General features: G+C 49.2%; 19 protein-coding genes. 11 read left to right on the forward strand and 8 right to left on the reverse strand.

The annotated features are described in order from the left end of the window. Positions 1-3 precede the first annotated feature (3 nt). Positions 4-615, forward strand: coding sequence for a precorrin-6Y C5,15-methyltransferase subunit CbiT (cbiT, locus tag KB557_RS01015; protein WP_255130935.1), 612 nt, complete (start codon positions 4-6; stop codon positions 613-615). Positions 616-657: 42 nt separating this feature from the next. Then, positions 658-1,452 carry a phosphatidate cytidylyltransferase gene (locus KB557_RS01020; RefSeq protein WP_255130936.1) on the forward strand — a complete coding sequence of 265 codons (795 nt, stop codon included), beginning with the start codon at positions 658-660 and terminating at the stop codon, positions 1,450-1,452. Here KB557_RS01020 and KB557_RS01025 read toward each other — a convergent pair. The 5 genes from KB557_RS01025 to rimI form a co-directional block, all read right to left on the reverse strand. Beyond that, entirely contained in the window at positions 1,424-2,050 is a 627-nt protein-coding gene (locus KB557_RS01025) for an LmeA family phospholipid-binding protein (RefSeq protein WP_255130937.1), read from the reverse strand. The genes KB557_RS01020 and KB557_RS01025 overlap by 29 nt on opposite strands. Beyond that, complete coding sequence (locus KB557_RS01030; RefSeq protein WP_255130938.1) at positions 2,047-2,946, reverse strand: alpha/beta fold hydrolase; 900 nt, start codon at positions 2,944-2,946, stop codon at positions 2,047-2,049. Before KB557_RS01030 ends, KB557_RS01025 begins: the two co-directional genes overlap by 4 nt. Then, positions 2,931-4,037, reverse strand: coding sequence for an iron-containing alcohol dehydrogenase family protein (locus tag KB557_RS01035; RefSeq protein ID WP_255130939.1), 1,107 nt, complete (start codon positions 4,035-4,037; stop codon positions 2,931-2,933). Before KB557_RS01035 ends, KB557_RS01030 begins: the two co-directional genes overlap by 16 nt. A 6-nt stretch (positions 4,038-4,043) precedes the next feature. Next, positions 4,044-6,575: an ATP-dependent Clp protease ATP-binding subunit gene (locus KB557_RS01040; RefSeq protein WP_255130940.1), complete on the reverse strand. Its 2,532-nt coding sequence runs from the start codon at positions 6,573-6,575 to the stop codon at positions 4,044-4,046. A 149-nt stretch (positions 6,576-6,724) separates the two neighbouring features. Beyond that, a complete protein-coding gene (rimI, locus tag KB557_RS01045; protein WP_255130941.1) occupies positions 6,725-7,228 on the reverse strand; it encodes a ribosomal protein S18-alanine N-acetyltransferase in 504 nt (167 codons plus the stop codon). Here rimI and lysA point away from each other — a divergent pair. From lysA to KB557_RS01075, 6 genes are read left to right on the forward strand one after another with little or no spacing between them, the layout of a single operon-like run. Then, positions 7,227-8,609 (forward strand): diaminopimelate decarboxylase, encoded by a 1,383-nt coding sequence (gene lysA, locus KB557_RS01050; RefSeq protein ID WP_255130942.1) that lies wholly within the window; start codon positions 7,227-7,229, stop codon positions 8,607-8,609. The two genes, rimI and lysA, sit on opposite strands and share 2 nt — an antisense overlap. A gap of 33 nt (positions 8,610-8,642) precedes the next feature. Beyond that, positions 8,643-9,488, forward strand: a complete 846-nt coding sequence (gene cdaA, locus KB557_RS01055) for a diadenylate cyclase CdaA (RefSeq protein WP_255130943.1) — start codon at positions 8,643-8,645, stop codon at positions 9,486-9,488. Next, positions 9,485-10,267, forward strand: a complete 783-nt coding sequence (locus KB557_RS01060; RefSeq protein WP_255130944.1) for an isoprenyl transferase — start codon at positions 9,485-9,487, stop codon at positions 10,265-10,267. Before cdaA ends, KB557_RS01060 begins: the two co-directional genes overlap by 4 nt. Next, positions 10,264-11,229, forward strand: coding sequence for a biotin synthase BioB (bioB, locus tag KB557_RS01065; protein ID WP_255130945.1), 966 nt, complete (start codon positions 10,264-10,266; stop codon positions 11,227-11,229). Before KB557_RS01060 ends, bioB begins: the two co-directional genes overlap by 4 nt. Positions 11,230-11,236: 7 nt before the next feature. Further along, a complete protein-coding gene (locus KB557_RS01070; protein ID WP_255130946.1) occupies positions 11,237-12,157 on the forward strand; it encodes a rhodanese-related sulfurtransferase in 921 nt (306 codons plus the stop codon). Beyond that, a complete protein-coding gene (locus KB557_RS01075; RefSeq protein ID WP_255130954.1) occupies positions 12,157-12,648 on the forward strand; it encodes a hypothetical protein in 492 nt (163 codons plus the stop codon). Before KB557_RS01070 ends, KB557_RS01075 begins: the two co-directional genes overlap by 1 nt. A gap of 17 nt (positions 12,649-12,665) precedes the next feature. On the opposite strand, the gene KB557_RS01080 is transcribed toward KB557_RS01075, so the two are convergent. After that, positions 12,666-13,103: a 23S rRNA (pseudouridine(1915)-N(3))-methyltransferase RlmH gene (locus tag KB557_RS01080; protein WP_255130947.1), complete on the reverse strand. Its 438-nt coding sequence runs from the start codon at positions 13,101-13,103 to the stop codon at positions 12,666-12,668. A gap of 90 nt (positions 13,104-13,193) precedes the next feature. On the opposite strand from KB557_RS01080, the gene KB557_RS01085 reads away from it, so the two are divergent. Then, positions 13,194-13,955 (forward strand): hypothetical protein, encoded by a 762-nt coding sequence (locus KB557_RS01085; RefSeq protein ID WP_255130948.1) that lies wholly within the window; start codon positions 13,194-13,196, stop codon positions 13,953-13,955. Here KB557_RS01085 and lipA read toward each other — a convergent pair. Both lipA and recR read right to left on the reverse strand, forming a co-directional pair. Further along, entirely contained in the window at positions 13,952-14,863 is a 912-nt protein-coding gene (gene lipA, locus KB557_RS01090; protein ID WP_255130949.1) for a lipoyl synthase, read from the reverse strand. The two genes, KB557_RS01085 and lipA, sit on opposite strands and share 4 nt — an antisense overlap. Before the next feature lie 10 nt (positions 14,864-14,873). After that, the gene (gene recR / locus KB557_RS01095) at positions 14,874-15,452 is read right to left on the reverse strand and encodes a recombination mediator RecR (protein WP_255130955.1); all 579 of its coding nucleotides are present in this window, start codon (positions 15,450-15,452) and stop codon (positions 14,874-14,876) included. Positions 15,453-15,551: 99 nt separating this feature from the next. Between recR and psbP the strand changes: the two genes are divergently transcribed. Together psbP and KB557_RS01105 are read left to right on the forward strand one after the other, a co-directional pair. After that, complete coding sequence (gene psbP, locus KB557_RS01100) at positions 15,552-16,109, forward strand: photosystem II reaction center PsbP (protein WP_255130950.1); 558 nt, start codon at positions 15,552-15,554, stop codon at positions 16,107-16,109. After that, positions 16,106-16,452, forward strand: a 347-nt coding sequence (locus KB557_RS01105) for an FAD-binding protein (RefSeq protein WP_255130951.1), incomplete at its 3' end; no start/stop codon positions are given. The genes psbP and KB557_RS01105, both read left to right, overlap by 4 nt.

The following is a 16,452-nucleotide window of genomic DNA, read 5'->3' on the forward strand; positions in this document are numbered from 1 at the left end:
TAGGTGTCGGTCCAGGCCCCCTATCAATGGGATTTCGTTACCCCGGGGATACCAGATGGAGCCTTTGAGGCTGCCCCTGGCTTTAGCCCCACGCCCATGGAACAACGGGTGATGCTGCTGGCCCATTTGCGGCCACGGCCCGATTCAGTGGTTTGGGATGTGGGGGGCGGAACCGGCGCTCTTGCCCTTGAAATCGCCCGTTTGTTACCCATGGGCAGGGTGCAAGCGTTAGAACGCGATCCGGAGGCTGTGGAGTTGCTTGAGCGCAACCGGGCCCGTTTTGGGATCAAGAATCTGGAGGTGTTGCAAGGGCAAGCACCGGGTGATCTCCATAGGCTTGCCCCTAATCCAGATCGAGTGCTGCTGGAGGTGGGTCGCCCCCTTGGAGATGTGCTGAGGGCGGTGTGGGATTGCCTTGCTTTGAGGGGGCGTCTAGTGATAAGCACCTCAAGTTTGGAGGGATTGGTTGATGCCACCGACCATCTTGGCCAGCTTGCAGCCACAGATCTTCAGGTGGTGCAAGCAACGGTGCACCGCATGCAACGCCGGGGCGATCAAACCCGCTTGGGGGCGGCAGAACCCCTCTTTTTAATCGCAGCGGAGCGCCATCAATGAGCTTGCTTGGCAGCAGGATATGAAATTGCCTGGAATGAAAATATGAATAGGTGGTTGAGCGGCTTGGCGGCGGCAATTTTCGCCTTAATTATTATTTGGCTTGGTGGATGGTGGTTCACCCTCAGCCTTGGGGTAATTGTTCATCTTGCTCTTTTAGAATTTTTTCGATTAGCTCAATTTAAAGGAATTAGGCCAGCAACAAAAACCACCTTGGTGGTGTGCCAACTTTTGCTGATTACCACCCAGTTATTTCAAGCCAGCCCCCTTACGGCAGCTGTGTTGCCGTTGGCGGGTACGGTTATTTGTGGTTGGTTGTTGTTGCAACCAGTAACCGGCAGTATTTCCGATATCGCGGCTTCGATCTTTGGTCTTTTTTATCTTGGCTTTCTGCCAAGCCATTGGGTGCGCTTAAGGGCAGCTCCTGATGGTTTGGCGATCACCCTGTTGGCTTTTGTATTGATCTGGGCGGCAGATTGTGGTTCATATCTCTGGGGTAGCCGCTACGGCCGCACGATGCTTTCTGAGATATCTCCTAAGAAAACTGTTGAAGGTGCCCTGGCGGGTTTAATCGCCTGCGTTGTTTGCGGCGCCATCGGCGGGGTGCTGCTCGGTTGGAATTGGGGCTGGGCTCTTGGGGCGGTATTGGGCGCGTTGGTGGCCCTTTTCGCTTTGGTGGGTGATCTCACTGAATCGATGATGAAACGGGATGCGGGTGTAAAAGATTCCGGCGCCTTAATTCCAGGCCATGGAGGAATCTTAGATCGGGTTGATAGTTATTTATTTACGCCGGCGGTTGTTTTTTATTTTGTTACTTTAATTCAGCCGATTTCACGCTAACAATTGAGCTGCCAGATAAGGTTAAATGTTGCTGATTAATTGATAGCTCCTCAAGCCTAATTGCGGAATCGAGAGGCACCTGAATCGCTTTGCTGTTTGCTGCAGTTATTGGCGTTAGCCAGAGTTCACCATCTATAACTTCTAAACCGCAATTAATGAATTCGCCCTGGCTGCTATATAAGGTGAGTTTGTTTTCACTGATTTCGTAGCTTTTTAATTTTGAATTACCAAATAAAAGTATTGCTAGGTTGTTGCTGAAACTTAGCCAATGGGGATTAGCAAGGGATTTGCAAAGGCCTTCACCGCTAAATTCCACCTTGCCATGAATGCGAAAACGCTTATTTAGCTTTAGATCTTTTCCTTTTAGTAGTTGTGTTAAATCAAAACTGATAGGTTCACTTTGAAGCTCCACCGTTGCGATGGCTAAAGATTGAAATACCACCCCCTTTGCTTCTAGTTTTGCCCCTTCAAGGTTGCCCCCAAGCATGGCTAAAGCAGAACCCTCTAATTGCAGGTTTAGATGTTGTAATTCATCGCAAACGCTATACAACCAAAGGCGTACACCTTGGCTGATCAAATTCAAGAGGGGTCCGCTCATGCGGGTGTTTTAGGCTGAGAATTTAGCCAATGGGCTATCACCTTTTCGGGTTGATCGAGGTGGGGTAGGTGTCCGCAATTTTGCAATTCTGTGCAGCAATCCCCAAGCAGCGCTGCTGCTGCAAGACGCAATGGCGGCCTCAAAATGCGATCATTTGCGCCCCACAACACTGTTAAGGGGGTAGCTGGTAATGGAGCGCCAACTCCTGCAAAACCACCACTTCGGGCAAAGCAAGCAAGGGCATGGGCCCAGCCTGGGCTTTGTAAATGCAGGCTGGCAATTTCCTCTTCGGCTGCCCCTACGCTTGATTTCGGATCAGCAAATGCTTGGCGGCAAAGCCCTTTGCGCACTGCTGCTAAGCCGAGGAAAGCAACACCAAGTTTGTCTAGTAATGGGGGCAATGGCATTGCTTTCCCGGTTAATCCAGCTGGTGCCAGTAACAATATTTGCTGCAGTTTTTTGGGGTTGGCCTGCTCCAATTCTCTCGCTAAAACAATTGCAACCGCTCCGCCCATCGAGGCACCGATTAAGCCGAGGGGTGCAGAGGGATTTTCTGCATTAATTACAGCCGTAAGTGCTAACAAGTGCTCGATCACCAGCTGGGGCCCGTAAGCGGCAGCGATTGGGCGCGGACAAAAGCCAAATCCGCAAAGATCAGGAATCCAAAGTTGATAGTTACTTGCTAAAAGAGGAGCAATACGGCGAAATTCTAAAAAAGAACTATCAAATCCATGCAACATTAATAAAGGCGTGCCTTCCCCTAACACCGCTACTGGCCAATTCAAATTTGCTAAAGCGCCCCCGAGATTTAGCTGCAACCAGCGAACATTTGCAGCTAGGGCCCTGGCTTGTGGATCAATCAGCTGCTGGGCAGCAGCGCTTAGCGGGTTAGGCATCCTTGGCTGCTGCTAACTAAAGCTGCCAACAAATCATCGGCGCCAACAGGAAACGGCAAATGATGCAAATCAGAACCCGGCTTGCAGGCAAATTTGCATACCTGTTGCAATTGCTCAAGGCTGGCTTTACCAAGCCCTAATTCTTGCAAATTCACTGGCAGGCCCAATTTTTTAAAGAAAGGCAGAAGCTGTCTGCGCGCTTGAGCAGCTAAACCGCTGCCACCAATCTGCTCTTCTAAACGCAGTTGCACGAGCACCCCAAAAGCAACTTTTTCGCCATGCATGGAGCCGTGGCATTCAGCTAGCTGGGTTAGCCCATTGTGGATGGCATGGGCTGCAACAGTGCGGCAACGGGCGCCACCGAGGCCCCCGATCAAACCAGCGGTGAGGCCGCTTGCTTCCGCCACTCGGCACCAAGGAGCAGAGCCAGGATCTTGTAATGCTTCAACCCCTTCTAAAAGCAATTGATCGCGCAATACCCTTGCTTGTTGAACAGCTTGTTGCACCAAGCCATCACTGCTTTGGCCGCTGCTTACTGATGCTTCGTACCATTTAGCCATTGCATCGGCGATGCCACTGGCCAAGGTGCGAGGTGGCGCTGTGAGGATGAGTTGGTGATCAAATATCAGTAAATCAGGGCAGCGTTTAAGTGATACATCTGCTTGAAAAGCGCCAGCTGCTGAATAAATATTGGCTAAGGCGGTCCAGCCTGCGCAGGTGGCCGCGCTGGTAGGAACAGTGATGCAGACAAGATCAAGATGATTCGCTATTAGTTTGCCAGCATCAAGAACCTTACCGCCACCGCATGCAATTACCGCATCGCAATTGCTTAATTTAATTTGCTCTTCTACAAGTGCTAGATCTGAATCGCAGCAATCAAAACGTAGTTCCGCATTCTCAACCGCAAGGTTTTGATTGGTTAAATCCTCACTTAATTGTTTGCGAATTAACCTTGTGGAAGCGCTTCGCCCTAAGAGTAAAGGCCGGCCACATAAACCGTTGATTAGCGGTAATGCTTGCTGCCAAGCCCCAGGCCCCCGTAGTAAATGCACAGGGGCAATGCTATGGGAGTTGATGGAATCTAAACTCATCCTTAACTAGACGTTTGCGCTTGCTAGCTCAGATTCCTCTTGGGGGAGAGTGGTTTGTCTTATTACAACTTGCTTCTCTTCATTAACATCAACTAGGGCCGCATCACCCTCTGTAAGCCGACCGGAAAGGAATTCCTCTGCCAGAGAATCCTCTAGTAGGCGCATCACTGCCCGACGCAACGGACGAGCTCCATAACTAGGGTTGTAACCCTCTTCTACCAAACGTTCTTTAAATGATTCTGTTACAGACAGACTAATACCTTTTTCTTGCATTCGTTTAAACACTTCAAGGAGCATTATATCTGCAATTAGTTTAACTTCATCGCGGTTGAGTTGGCGGAATACGATTATTTCATCTAAACGATTGAGGAACTCAGGGCGGAAATATTGCTTCAGTTCTTCGTTGACCAATGAACGAATCCGATTGTATGTATTGTCTTGAGCATCTCCGCCGCCAAATTCAAAACCTAAACCGCCGCCACCTTTTTCAATAACTTTAGAGCCAATGTTAGAGGTCATTATTATTAAAGTATTTTTAAAATCTACGGTGCGTCCTTTCGAGTCTGTTAGGCGGCCGTCTTCTAGTAATTGAAGCAAAAGATTGAAAACATCTGGATGAGCTTTTTCAATTTCATCGAACAATACAACGGTATAAGGGCGACGGCGTACCGCCTCTGTGAGCTGACCGCCTTCGTTAAAGCCCACATAGCCAGGAGGTGAACCAATCAGCTTGCTAACTGTAAAGCGCTCCATGTATTCACTCATGTCTAAGCGAATCATCGACTCTTCACTGCCAAAGAAATATGCAGCTAGTGCTTTTGTGAGTTCAGTTTTGCCAACTCCAGTGGGGCCAGAGAAGATGAAACTTGCAATCGGCCGGTTTGGATTCTTTAAACCAACACGGGCCCTGCGAATCGCTTTTGAAACAGCCTTAACAGCTTCATCTTGCCCAATCAAGCGTTGGTGGAGGGTTTCCTCCATATTTAATAATTTTACTGATTCTGTTTCAGTTAGTTTTTGTACCGGTACGCCGGTCCATGAAGCAACGATCTGAGCAATATCTTCTTCGCTTACAACTGGCGTACCTTCAAAAGAAGAAACTTGGGGAGGATTAGATTCAGTGGATTCTCCATCAGGAGCTGGTGTGGATTCATCGCGACGGGCCTGGGTGATACCACGCATTTGTTCACGCAATTCCACCTCCTTATCGCGTAATTCACCAGCTTTGGTGTAGTTCTGTTCCCGAACGGCAACTTCTTTTTCTTTTTGCACAACCCTCAACTGTTTGTCTAATTCTTTTGCAGCTGGCGGCAATTTGGAATTCAGTAAACGCACCCTGCTGCCAGCTTCATCAATTAGATCGATTGCCTTATCGGGCATAAAACGATCGGAGATGTAGCGATCACCAAGGGTTGCTGCTGCTACGAGGGCTTCATCGGAGATCTTTAACCTGTGGTGCGTTTCATAGCGCTCCCTCAAACCTTGTAAAATTTCAATAGTTTCAGCAACTGAAGGTTCACCAACATTTACTGGCTGGAATCTTCTTTCTAATGCAGCATCTCTTTCAATATGTTTACGATATTCATCTAGAGTAGTGGCACCAATACATTGGAGTTCCCCCCTCGCTAGAGCTGGCTTTAAGATATTTGCTGCATCAATTGCACCTTCAGCTGCTCCAGCGCCAATTAAAGTGTGAACTTCGTCTATTACTAAAATTACATTTCCTGCACCACGGATCTCCTCCATTATCTTCTTAAGACGCTCCTCAAACTCTCCTCTGTATTTAGTACCAGCAACTAGTAAACCAATATCTAATGTAAGTACCCGTTTTTCTTCAAGAATATCTGGAATTTCGCCATCGATTATGCGTTGAGCTAAGCCTTCTGCAATAGCTGTTTTACCAACACCTGGTTCACCAATTAAAACTGGATTGTTCTTAGTGCGGCGCCCGAGTATTTGAATTACCCGTTCAATCTCATTTTGTCTACCAACAACTGGATCAAGCTTTCCATCTGCAGCTAACTGGGTGAGGTTGCTGCCAAATTCATCAAGGGTTGGTGTTTTGGTGGAGCCTTTGCTTCCGCCACCTGCACTTACCTCGGCTGTTTCGCCAAGCATGCGGATTACTTGAGTACGAACCTTGGCAAGATCTACTCCTAAATTTTCAAGAACTCTTGCAGCTACGCCCTCACCTTCTCTAATTAATCCAAGCAGTAAATGTTCAGTACCAATGTAATTATGACCTAACTGACGAGCCTCCTCTAGTGATAACTCAAGTACTCTTTTTGCCCTTGGAGTGAACGGTATTTCAACAGCAACAAAACCAGAACCGCGCCCGATAATTTTTTCAACTTCCACTCGGGCATCTTTTAGATTTACGCCCATCGACTTGAGTACTTTTGCGGCAACTCCTGTGCCTTCTCCAATCAAACCTAACAATATCTGCTCAGTTCCCACAAAATTATGGCCCAAACGACGGGCCTCCTCTTGGGCCAACATGATCACTTTGATGGCTTTTTCGGTGAACCGCTCGAACATGGTTTGAGGCTGAGCCTTCGAATGCAACAAACCTATCAGGAACTAGTGGGTTGTTGTGGGGGGAAATCCGATCACTGCGGTTTGAAGAATGTTTTAACTGAAATCAATAAAAAGTATTGGCTGCTACTGATTATTTTGGCCGGTAATCACTACGTCAAAACTTCACAAAACCGTTTCACTTTAATCAATGCATTGTCGCCATTTCGGTAGTAGCTCTTACGGATTCCACAGGTTGTGAAGCCAGCTTGCTCGTATAGGGCGATCGCAGCCTTGTTTTTTGCTGAAACCTCAAGGCTGGCCTCCTGGCAACCCATGCTTTTGGCGCATGCGAGCAACGCCTGCAGCAGGCTGCGCCCCAGCCCCTGTTGCTGTTTATTTGGATCCACAGCCACCATGCTGATTTGAAGCTCTTCCGCTACTACGCAACCGCAGATCAAGCCGATCAGCTGATTTGGTTTCTCAACGCACCAATAGCCAAAGCAAAGATTGCTTTTTGATTGCAGTTCCTGATGCCATTGGTTTGCGCTCCAAAAGCCCGCGAAAACCAGCTGATCAAGAGCAAAACAAGCATCGATTGCGTTCAAATCAAGCTTTGTTGGGGCCGCAATGCTGAAAGGATGGGGTGATGGTTCTGATGGCATCGTGATCAGCATGGCAAGTTCCTCCGGGTTGCCTAAAACTTCGCTGCCCTGGGCAGAGGGGGATATTGATTTGGAAAGTCCGAATCGCAATCTTGCACCAATAAGCACCGAGCTTGATTCCCAGGGGCGTTTGCGTGTTGGAGGTTGCTTGCTTAGCGATCTAGCAACTCGTTTTGGTACTCCTTTATATGTGCTTGATGAACTAACCCTGAGGCAGGCTTGCGTTGCTTATCGAGAAGCTCTGCTACGCCACTACCCAGGCCCTTCCTTAGCTATCTACGCATCCAAAGCAAATAGCAGTTTGGCGATTACAGCCCTTGTTGCATCAGAGGGTCTTGGGCTTGATGCAGTTTCAGCAGGGGAATTGCTAACCGCTTTGGAAGGGGGGATGCCACCTGAGCGGATTGTTTTGCATGGCAACAACAAATCAGCTGAAGAAATCCAATTAGCTCTTCAGCATGGGGTGGCTGTAGTGGTAGATAATTGGCGTGATCTTGAGTTGTTGCAGGAGCTTTGCCAGGGTCATTCCAGCAAAGTTCCCCTGTTCTTGAGGTTTACCCCTGGCATTGAATGCCATACCCATGAATACATCCGCACTGGTCATTTAGATAGCAAGTTTGGCTTTGATCCCGATCAGCTAGAAACGGTTTTGCGTTTTTTAGCCAACTGCAGCTGGGCCCATTTGCGTGGTTTGCACGCCCACATCGGCTCACAAATTTTTGAATTAACCCCCCATCGCGATCTTGCGGCGGTTTTAGCTGATGCTCTGCTTCTTGCCCGTTCCCTCGGCCATAACGTTACCGATTTGAATGTGGGGGGTGGCCTTGGGATTCGTTACGTGAACTCCGATGATCCCCCCAGCATCGATTGCTGGGTTCAGGTGGTAGCGGAAGCAATCGCAGGGGCCTGCAAGGAGCGGGAGCTTGATTTGCCACGCTTGCTTTGTGAGCCAGGCCGTTCCTTAGTGGCGAGCGCCGGGATAACGCTGTATCAAATTGGAAGCAGGAAAGAAATAGCTGGTTTCAGTACATACGTGGCGGTAGATGGGGGCATGAGTGATAACCCCAGACCGATTACCTATCAATCTGAATACACGGCCTGCCTGGCTGATCAAGCCGCTGCCCCAGCGGTGGAAAAAGTTACTTTGGTTGGTAAGCACTGTGAATCTGGGGATGTGCTGTTGCGCAACCTTGATTTGCCTGCCAGTAAGCCTGGCGATGTGTTGGTGGTGCTTGCCACTGGTGCATATAACGCTTCGATGGCTTCCAACTACAACCGCATTCCAAGGCCTGCAGCGGTGTTGGTGGCTGATGGTCGCGCTGAATTGGTGCAGCGACGCGAAAGGCCAGACGAGCTGCTGCGCTACGACGTACTGCCAGAACGCTTGAAATAGCTAAGTTGAATTTATCCACAAGAGGTGGTTGAAATGCTCTGGCTGCGGTTGATACTCGACCTACTTTTCGCTGCCAGCCTCGGGTTTCTTTTACTGGGCCGCGTTACTGAACCACGCACTTTATGGCTGCTGCGTGGGTATCTATTGCTGGTGGCTGTGGGATGGTTGCTGCAGCGCTTCGGAGATCTTCCCCTCACTTCCAAATTGATGGAAGCTTTGGTGTTGGTATGCGGCCTTGCCCTGGCGATTTTATTGCAAGGAGAATTGCGGCGGCTGATGGAGTTACTCGGTACAGGACGTTTGGATGTGTTGCTTGGAAGCCGTCAATCTGGAAAGCAAGATTCCAGCACCGTAGATATTTTGGTGGATACGGTTGGCCAACTTTCAAAACGTCGTTGTGGTGGTTTGGTGGTTTTGGATCTTGGCAGTGATCTCAGGCCAGAAGATTTTCTGAATCCCGGCGTTCAGATCGATGCCTTGCTTTCGGTTGATTTAATGCTGAATTTGTTTTCTTCTGAAACCCCATTACATGATGGTGCGGTATTACTTCAGGCCAATCGCATTGCATCAGCGGGTGTGATCTTGCCCCTTTCCCGCCAAAGCATTACCCGCCACGGCACCCGTCATCTGGCTGCCCTGGGCTTAACAGAACGGCACGAGCGCTGTTTATGCGTGGTGGTGAGTGAAGAATCAGGCACAATTTCACTTGCCTGCCAAGGCAAGTTTGAGCGCCCTATTACGAGGGAAAGGTTGCGGGCTTTATTGGGGGAGGCATTGCAATTGCAGTCGAGTGATCGGCGTAGGCGCCAGGCGCGTACGCTTTCAAAATCAAAATCCGGCGCTGACCTCGCCGAATCTGTGCCCAGGAATTCCCCATGAGCCGGCCCCTGGTGGTGGTGCCATGCCCCAACAAACAAACTTGCTTGCCTGAAGGCTTAGATCCCCTCCGCTTGCCAGCTCATGTGGCGGTGATCATGGATGGCAATGGCCGCTGGGCCTGTCAGCGCGGTTTGCCGCGGGTAATGGGCCATCGCAAGGGGGTAGAGGCTTTAAAAACCACCCTTAGGCTCTGCAATAACTGGGGCATCGGCACCCTCACCGCTTACGCCTTTTCCACCGAAAATTGGGCTAGGCCTGGGGAAGAGGTGAGTTTCCTAATGACCTTGTTTGAGCGAGTGCTCGCTAAGGAATTGGAAGCTTTACAAAATGAACAGGTACGGATTCGCTTTCTAGGTGATCTCACCGCCTTGCCAGAAGGCTTGCAAGATCTGATCGCTGCCGCCTCAGCTAAAACGCAAAACAACAGCGGCATTCACTTCAATGTGTGCACTAACTACGGCAGTAGAGATGAATTAGTACAAGCAGCTAGGGCCCTAGCTCGCCGCGTTAAGCGTGGTGAATTGGATCCAGAAGCGATTAATGAACATTTACTGGGCCAGGAATTGCATACAGCAGGAGATCGTGATCCCGATTTATTAATTCGCACAAGTGGTGAATATCGCCTTAGTAATTTCCTGCTTTGGCAGCTGGCCTACGCTGAGTTTCACGTTACGGAAGTGCTTTGGCCTGATTTTGATGGGGCTGCTTTAGAAGCAGCTTTGCGGGATTATCAAGGCAGACGCCGCCGTTTCGGCGGGGTATTGGAGGTGCAGCCATGACAGTTGAAATACGCCACAACTGGAGCTTGAGTGAAATTGAAGCTTTGCTTTCTTTGCCGTTGGTGGATTTGCTTTGGCAAGCCCAGCAGGTGCACCGTGAAGCAAATCCCGGCTATCGAGTGCAGCTGGCTTCCCTGTTAAGTGTGCGCACTGGCGGTTGCGAAGAAGATTGTGCCTACTGCCCTCAATCGATGCACAACAGCAGCGACGTGAGTGGCCGGCCGGAGCTAGAGCTGCAGGTGGCAGCTGTTCTTGAGCGGGCAGAAGCAGCAAAACAAGCAGGGGCGCAAAGATTTTGTATGGGTTGGGCCTGGCGGGAAATTCGCGCTGGAGCTCCCTTTGAAGCAATGCTTGAAATGGTGAAGGGGGTGCGAAAGCTTGGGATGGAGGCTTGCGTTACCGCGGGCATGTTGAACGCTGATCAAGCCCATAGGTTGGCTGAAGCAGGGCTCACTTCTTATAACCACAACCTTGATACCAGCCCTGAACATTACGGCGAAATAATAACCACTCGCACCTATCAAGAACGCTTAGATACTTTGCAATTAGTGCGGCAGGCAGGGATCAACCTTTGCTGCGGAGGTATTATCGGCATGGGCGAAACATTCAGGGATCGTGCCTCGTTATTGCAAGTTTTAGCAAGCCTCAATCCTCACCCTGAAAGCGTGCCGATAAATGGTTTGGTAGCTGTTGAAGGCACCCCTTTGGAGCACCAGCAACCCTATGAAAATCTTGATTTGTTGCGTATGGTGGCAACCGCTCGCATTTTGATGCCCCACAGCCGAGTGAGGTTGAGTGCTGGTAGGGAACAATTAAGCCAAGAGGCTCAGATTCTTTGTTTATTGGCGGGGGCAGATTCCATCTTTTATGGTGATACCTTGCTCACCACCTCTAATCCAAAGGTGGAAACCGATCGGGCCCTGCTTGCAGCCGCAGGGGTGCAGCCCTTCATCGTTGCTTGATTAATCCTTGACTTACTTAGTAGCCGCATTTTATAAATTCACAGCCCTCAATCAGTTAGAGAGCCTGCGCAAACGCTTGCTTGATAAAGCAGAGCTAGAGCAGTTGCAGGGAACTTTGCTCTTGGCGCCAGAGGGAATTAATGCCACATTGTGCGGGCCAGAAGTTGGCATAAAAGAATTCATTTGTTTACTGCAAGAAGAAAAAGAGTTTAGAGATTTAGAAGTTAAATATAGTTGGAGTGTGAGCCAATGCTTCCATCGCCTTAAATTGCGAATTAAACAGGAGATCGTTACAATTGGTATCTCTGAAGTGAATCCTCAGCAGCAGGTGGGCGCATATGTGGTGCCTGAGCAGTGGGATGAACTTATTAATCAACCCAACACGTTAGTTATTGATACACGTAATAGTTATGAAATTGGTGTGGGCACTTTCCCAGGTGCAATTAATCCACAAATTGATAATTTCCGCAATTTCCCAGCTTGGGTAGAGCGGCATCTAAAGCCCTTGATGGAGCAGCACAAGGCTGAAAAGCTAGCTTTATTTTGCACCGGCGGTATTCGCTGTGAGAAAGCAACTGCCCATTTGTTAGCTGAAGGTTTTACAGATGTTCACCACTTAGAGGGGGGAATTCTTAAATATCTGGAGCGAGTATCGCCCGAGCAAAGCAGTTGGCAAGGGGATTGTTTTGTGTTTGATCAGCGGGTGGCTTTGAATCATCAACTTACCCCTGGCGAATATAGCCTTTGCTTTGCTTGCGGAATGCCTTTAGCTGCTGCAGATCGCTCCCTGCCCAGCTATGAAAAAGGGGTGAGTTGTTGCCATTGCCTGGAGCATTTTAATGAAAAGGATCGTGAGCGTTTTTCAGATCGCCAACAACAAATACAATTATCAGCAGCCCGCAATGAAAGGCATATTGGTAAGAAATGATGCCTGATCTTGCCGACTTAGAAAGCTACGGAGCCCAGCGTAGTTTGCTGTTGCGGTTGCAGATTGGTGGTTTAGGAGGCCTGAAAACACTGCGGGTTGGGGTGGCTCGCAGGGAAGGGGATCGCATGCTGCTACTTGGAGAGTTGAAAGGTTGGTCTATACCTATTGGTTCGGGTTTGCAGTTAGATACGATGCGGGTGCAAGGTACTCAAACACAGGGGGTTGGTAATCTTATTTGGGCTGCTACTTTTGCTTGGGCGCTAGAGCAAACCCCGTGCCGTAGAGCCCAGATATTGGCAATTCGCGATAATGGACAGCAACATCGCAAGTTGTTACGTTATTTTCGAAAGCTCGGTTTTAGGCCATCGCGTGAGTTGGGAGCTGGTTTATTTGATTTGCCCTTGCGGATTGTGTGGGGCGGCCCTGGATTGTTAATGATGGCTGATTGCGCTGAGGGTTATGCCGTCAGTATTCGCCGCTTGGGTTTTTAGAGGGCCTAATTATGTTTTTAATCGCGGTGGTATGGCCCGCCTTGCAAAATTGTGCTCGATCTATAAATCTGCTCAAGCAGAATTAATCTTGCCAATTCATGGGGAAATGTAAGGGCAGATAAACTAATAATCAAATTTGCTTTCTCCTTCAAACTTTTGCTATGGCCATCGGCGCCACCGATTGCGATTGCGATTCGATCAACCGTTAGGCTATTTAATTTTTGGGCGAATTCGCGTGAATTATATTGAGCGCCTTCTTCACTTGATAGTATTAATTTTTCGTTATTTTTAAGGCAATTTATAATTGCGATTCCTTCTTTTTCAACAGTAGAATCTTTCAGCTCAATGATTTCTAGCCCTGGAAGACGTTTTGAATACATTGTGGCAGCTTCTTGCCACCAGCCTGGCCGTTGTTTGCCGATTGTTAGAATTCTAATGCGAGAAAGATTAAGCATTTATTTTGTTTGCATTGGGACGCTTTGACGATTGATTCGATTGGCTTAGATGTGTGTGTTGGGTATATTGGGATTTGATATTTTCAAGCTTTGACGGATCTTCCCCCTGTGGTAGCAGCTCCAAATTCTAATTGGGCAGCTACGGCTGAATTTTATGCACTCATCCCATGGGCGGATTCCAACACTACGGTGAAGGGTTTTGATGCCGTTACCACCCTAAATCCAAGTGAGATTTTTGGGGAACAATTGCAGTCTGCTTTTGCGATGAGAGCGAGTGTTGAATATAAGCGTGTTGGTTTGCTTGCTGATGTAAGTTATAGCCAATTAGGAGCCCAGCAATCTTTTAATACGAGTAGCGGATTATTAAGTGGTAATTCAACTGTTAGTTCTATTAATGGCATCTATGATCTCGCATTGCGCTATCGCTTCGGCTCTCGGGAAGCAGCTGTTGGTGTGCCAGGTGAATTCAGTTTGATCCCCTATGCAGGCGTGAGGGTCGTAGAAGCTCAGTTAGTGGTGGAGGCTCAGTTGCAGAATCCAAGGCAATTTGTTAAGCAAGGCAAGCTCAGCCGCACCTGGGCGGAACCATTGATTGGGCTACAAGGAAGTGTATTTTTAGCTCCAAGGTTGCGTGCATTTGGTCGTTTTGATCTTGCTGGCTTTGGTTTGGCTGGGGAGCAAGATCTCACCGGTAATGCCCAATTAGGTTTTGGTTACGCCGTTGGAAATAATACAAGTTTAAATATTTCAATGCGTTATTTTGGTCAAACTTGGAATAATGGGGCAAGGCTAGATAATGGCTACACATCTCATCAATATGGCCCTGAGGTTGCCGTTAAATTTTTCTTCTAGGCGGCGTGATAACTACTACGCACTAATGGACCACTACGAACTTGGCTAAAACCTAGATCTTTGGCAATAATCTCAAGCTCTTTATATTCTTCAAGGCTGCAATAACGCTCCACGGGAATATGGGCAAGGGAAGGGCGTAGATATTGACCGATAGTGACCCTTGCGCAATTAACCCGCCGCAATGCTTGCAATGCGGCAATCACTTCATCATTTGTTTCCCCTAGGCCCAGCATTAAGCCACTTTTGGTAGGAATATCAGGGGCAAGTTCAGCGCTGGTTGCCAATAATCCTAAAGATCTTTCCCAGGTGGCTCCACGGCGCACCTCCCCTTGCAGCCGATAAACTGTTTCTAAATTATGGTTAAAACACACTGGTTTTGCATCTAATACCTGTTGCAACCTTTGCCGTTGTCTTTTTAAAGACTCATTGAAATCTTTATGGCCACCCCAGAAATCGGGGGTGAGAACTTCAATTGCAATTTCAGGCATTCTACGCCGAATTGCTGTGATTGTATTTGTAAATAATCCTGCACCATGATCATCTAAATCATCTCTAGCAACAGCAGTGAGAACAACGTATTTAAGTTGTAAAACCTCTACTGCCTCAGCAACGCGCTCTGCTTCTTTGAGATCTACTGGTTTAGGGGCGCTGCCTTTTTCTACTTGGCAAAATGCACAACTGCGGGTGCAGATTGGCCCCCCTAATAAAAAAGTAGCTGTGCCTGCTGCATAACATTCAGCGCGATTTGGGCAGCGGCCCTCCTCGCAAATCGTATGCAGCCGTTGCTGTTTTACCACCGCTTGTACGGCTTCTAATTGGGAGGCATTACCAATCGGTCGTTGTAGCCAGCTCGGTAAGCGTTGCTTTGGTGGTATCGCGCTATAGCGGCTTAGTTTTTGTTTTTCCATATTGGTTATTTCATTCAAAGGTTCTTCTACCCTCTAGCGCCCTTGCCAGAGTGATCTCATCGGCAAATTCCAATTCGCTGCCCATCGGAAGGCCATAGGCGATGCGAGTTACCTTGCAAAAAGGCCGCAGTAGGCGGGCAAGATAAAGGCTTGTGGTGTCGCCTTCCACGCTTGGGGTGAGAGCAAGGATCACCTCCTGCACCACTTCTGGATCGAGTCGCTTTATTAAAGCTTGAATCAATAGTGTTTCCGGGCCAACGCCATCCATCGGCGAAATTAAGCCACCTAATACGTGGTAGTTGCCTTTGAATTCCCTGGTGCGCTCAATGGCCAGAAGATCGCGGGAATCTGCAACTACGCAAATTATCCCGATATTGCGTTCTTGATTTACACAAATATTGCAATGGCTCTCGGCGGAAAGGTGGCCGCAACGTAGGCATTGGCCCACCAGTTGGCGTGCCGCCAGCAATGCCTCAGCAAATGCTTGGCTTTGCTCTTCTGGTTGGCGCAATAAATAAAGGGCCAATCTTTGAGCGCTGCGGGGCCCAATACCAGGCAGCCGCTCGAACTGCTCAATCAGCCGAGCCAGGGGGCGGGTGAAGGCAGACAGTGCTTTAAAACAATTGATTCAAATCTAGGCAGGCCGCGGCGCAAGAATGGCAGCATCATGCTGTTGGTTGGCTCTCCCATGAAGGTTTCGGCTTTGTTTCGGGGGATCCCCCGCCTGATGTGCGTGCTGCTGTTGGTGTTGCTGGTGGGTTGTTCTGCAGCAGCAGCTGGCTTAAATCGGTATAGCAGTTCCGATGGGCGCTACGCCTTCCTTTATCCCACCGGCTGGATTCGGGTAGCGATCAGTGATGGCCCTGAGGTGGTTTTCCACGACCTAATCAACAGCGATGAAACCCTTAGTTTGGTAATTGCACCGGTTGATCCAGATAAACGCCTTGAGGATTTAGGTAGCGCAGTGGCGGTGGGAGAAAAACTTGGCCGCACCGTTATTGCCCCTGCCGGCAGCGGCCGTGAGGCGGATTTAGTGGAAGCAAGCGAACGGGCCGACCAGGGCCGCACCTTCTACGACCTGGAATACAAAGTGCACCTGGCCGATCGCGATCGCCATGAATTTGCCACGGTGGTTGCTGATAAAGGGAAGCTCTACACCCTTGCTGCCAGCACAAATGAGGCTCGCTGGGAAAGGGTTTCAGCGATGTTTCGCAGTGTTGTTACCTCCTTCACGCTGAACTATTGATACCCGATCTACTGGTGGTGGGAGCTGGCCTGGCGGGTGGCTTGTTAGCGCTGGAAGCTGCTGAACGCGGCGCCAAGGTATGCATTATTTCAACGGCGCCCATGGCTACCCCCATCAGTTATGGGGGGGTGCAGCTATCAGCGCTTGAACAATGGCAGCGCCTTGAAAAGCGCCATGGATCTTTGGGTTTGGAGCCAGCTGAGCTTTTGCTCTATTGGCTGGAAGATCAAAAACCAAACATTCCCCCAGGGGCCCAGCGCTTGGAGCCAAGCCAATGGCGCGGCCTGGAACCGCTGCTGGTGGATGCCCCCCTAGGCGGTGTGGTGGCCAAGATCGGAAGAGC

It is taken from the genome of Synechococcus sp. Cruz CV12-2-Slac-r, assembly GCF_024346075.1.
Lineage (GTDB): Bacteria > Cyanobacteriota > Cyanobacteriia > PCC-6307 > Cyanobiaceae > Synechococcus_D.

Excerpts from the sequence above, each read along its gene's own strand:
- KB557_RS01020 (WP_255130936.1), top strand. The coding sequence starts at position 658 with ATGAATAGGTGGTTGAGCGGCTTGGCGGCGGCAATTTTCGCCTTAATT.
- KB557_RS01025 (WP_255130937.1), bottom strand. The coding sequence starts at position 2,050 with ATGAGCGGACCCCTCTTGAATTTGATCAGCCAAGGTGTACGCCTTTGG.
- KB557_RS01030 (WP_255130938.1), bottom strand. The coding sequence starts at position 2,946 with ATGCCTAACCCGCTAAGCGCTGCTGCCCAGCAGCTGATTGATCCACAA.
- KB557_RS01035 (WP_255130939.1), bottom strand. The coding sequence starts at position 4,037 with ATGAGTTTAGATTCCATCAACTCCCATAGCATTGCCCCTGTGCATTTA.
- KB557_RS01040 (WP_255130940.1), bottom strand. The coding sequence starts at position 6,575 with ATGTTCGAGCGGTTCACCGAAAAAGCCATCAAAGTGATCATGTTGGCC.
- lysA (WP_255130942.1), top strand. The coding sequence starts at position 7,227 with ATGGCAAGTTCCTCCGGGTTGCCTAAAACTTCGCTGCCCTGGGCAGAG.
- rimI (WP_255130941.1), bottom strand. The coding sequence starts at position 7,228 with ATGCTGATCACGATGCCATCAGAACCATCACCCCATCCTTTCAGCATT.
- cdaA (WP_255130943.1), top strand. The coding sequence starts at position 8,643 with ATGCTCTGGCTGCGGTTGATACTCGACCTACTTTTCGCTGCCAGCCTC.
- KB557_RS01060 (WP_255130944.1), top strand. The coding sequence starts at position 9,485 with ATGAGCCGGCCCCTGGTGGTGGTGCCATGCCCCAACAAACAAACTTGC.
- bioB (WP_255130945.1), top strand. The coding sequence starts at position 10,264 with ATGACAGTTGAAATACGCCACAACTGGAGCTTGAGTGAAATTGAAGCT.
- KB557_RS01075 (WP_255130954.1), top strand. The coding sequence starts at position 12,157 with ATGCCTGATCTTGCCGACTTAGAAAGCTACGGAGCCCAGCGTAGTTTG.
- KB557_RS01080 (WP_255130947.1), bottom strand. The coding sequence starts at position 13,103 with ATGCTTAATCTTTCTCGCATTAGAATTCTAACAATCGGCAAACAACGG.
- lipA (WP_255130949.1), bottom strand. The coding sequence starts at position 14,863 with ATGGAAAAACAAAAACTAAGCCGCTATAGCGCGATACCACCAAAGCAA.
- psbP (WP_255130950.1), top strand. The coding sequence starts at position 15,552 with ATGAAGGTTTCGGCTTTGTTTCGGGGGATCCCCCGCCTGATGTGCGTG.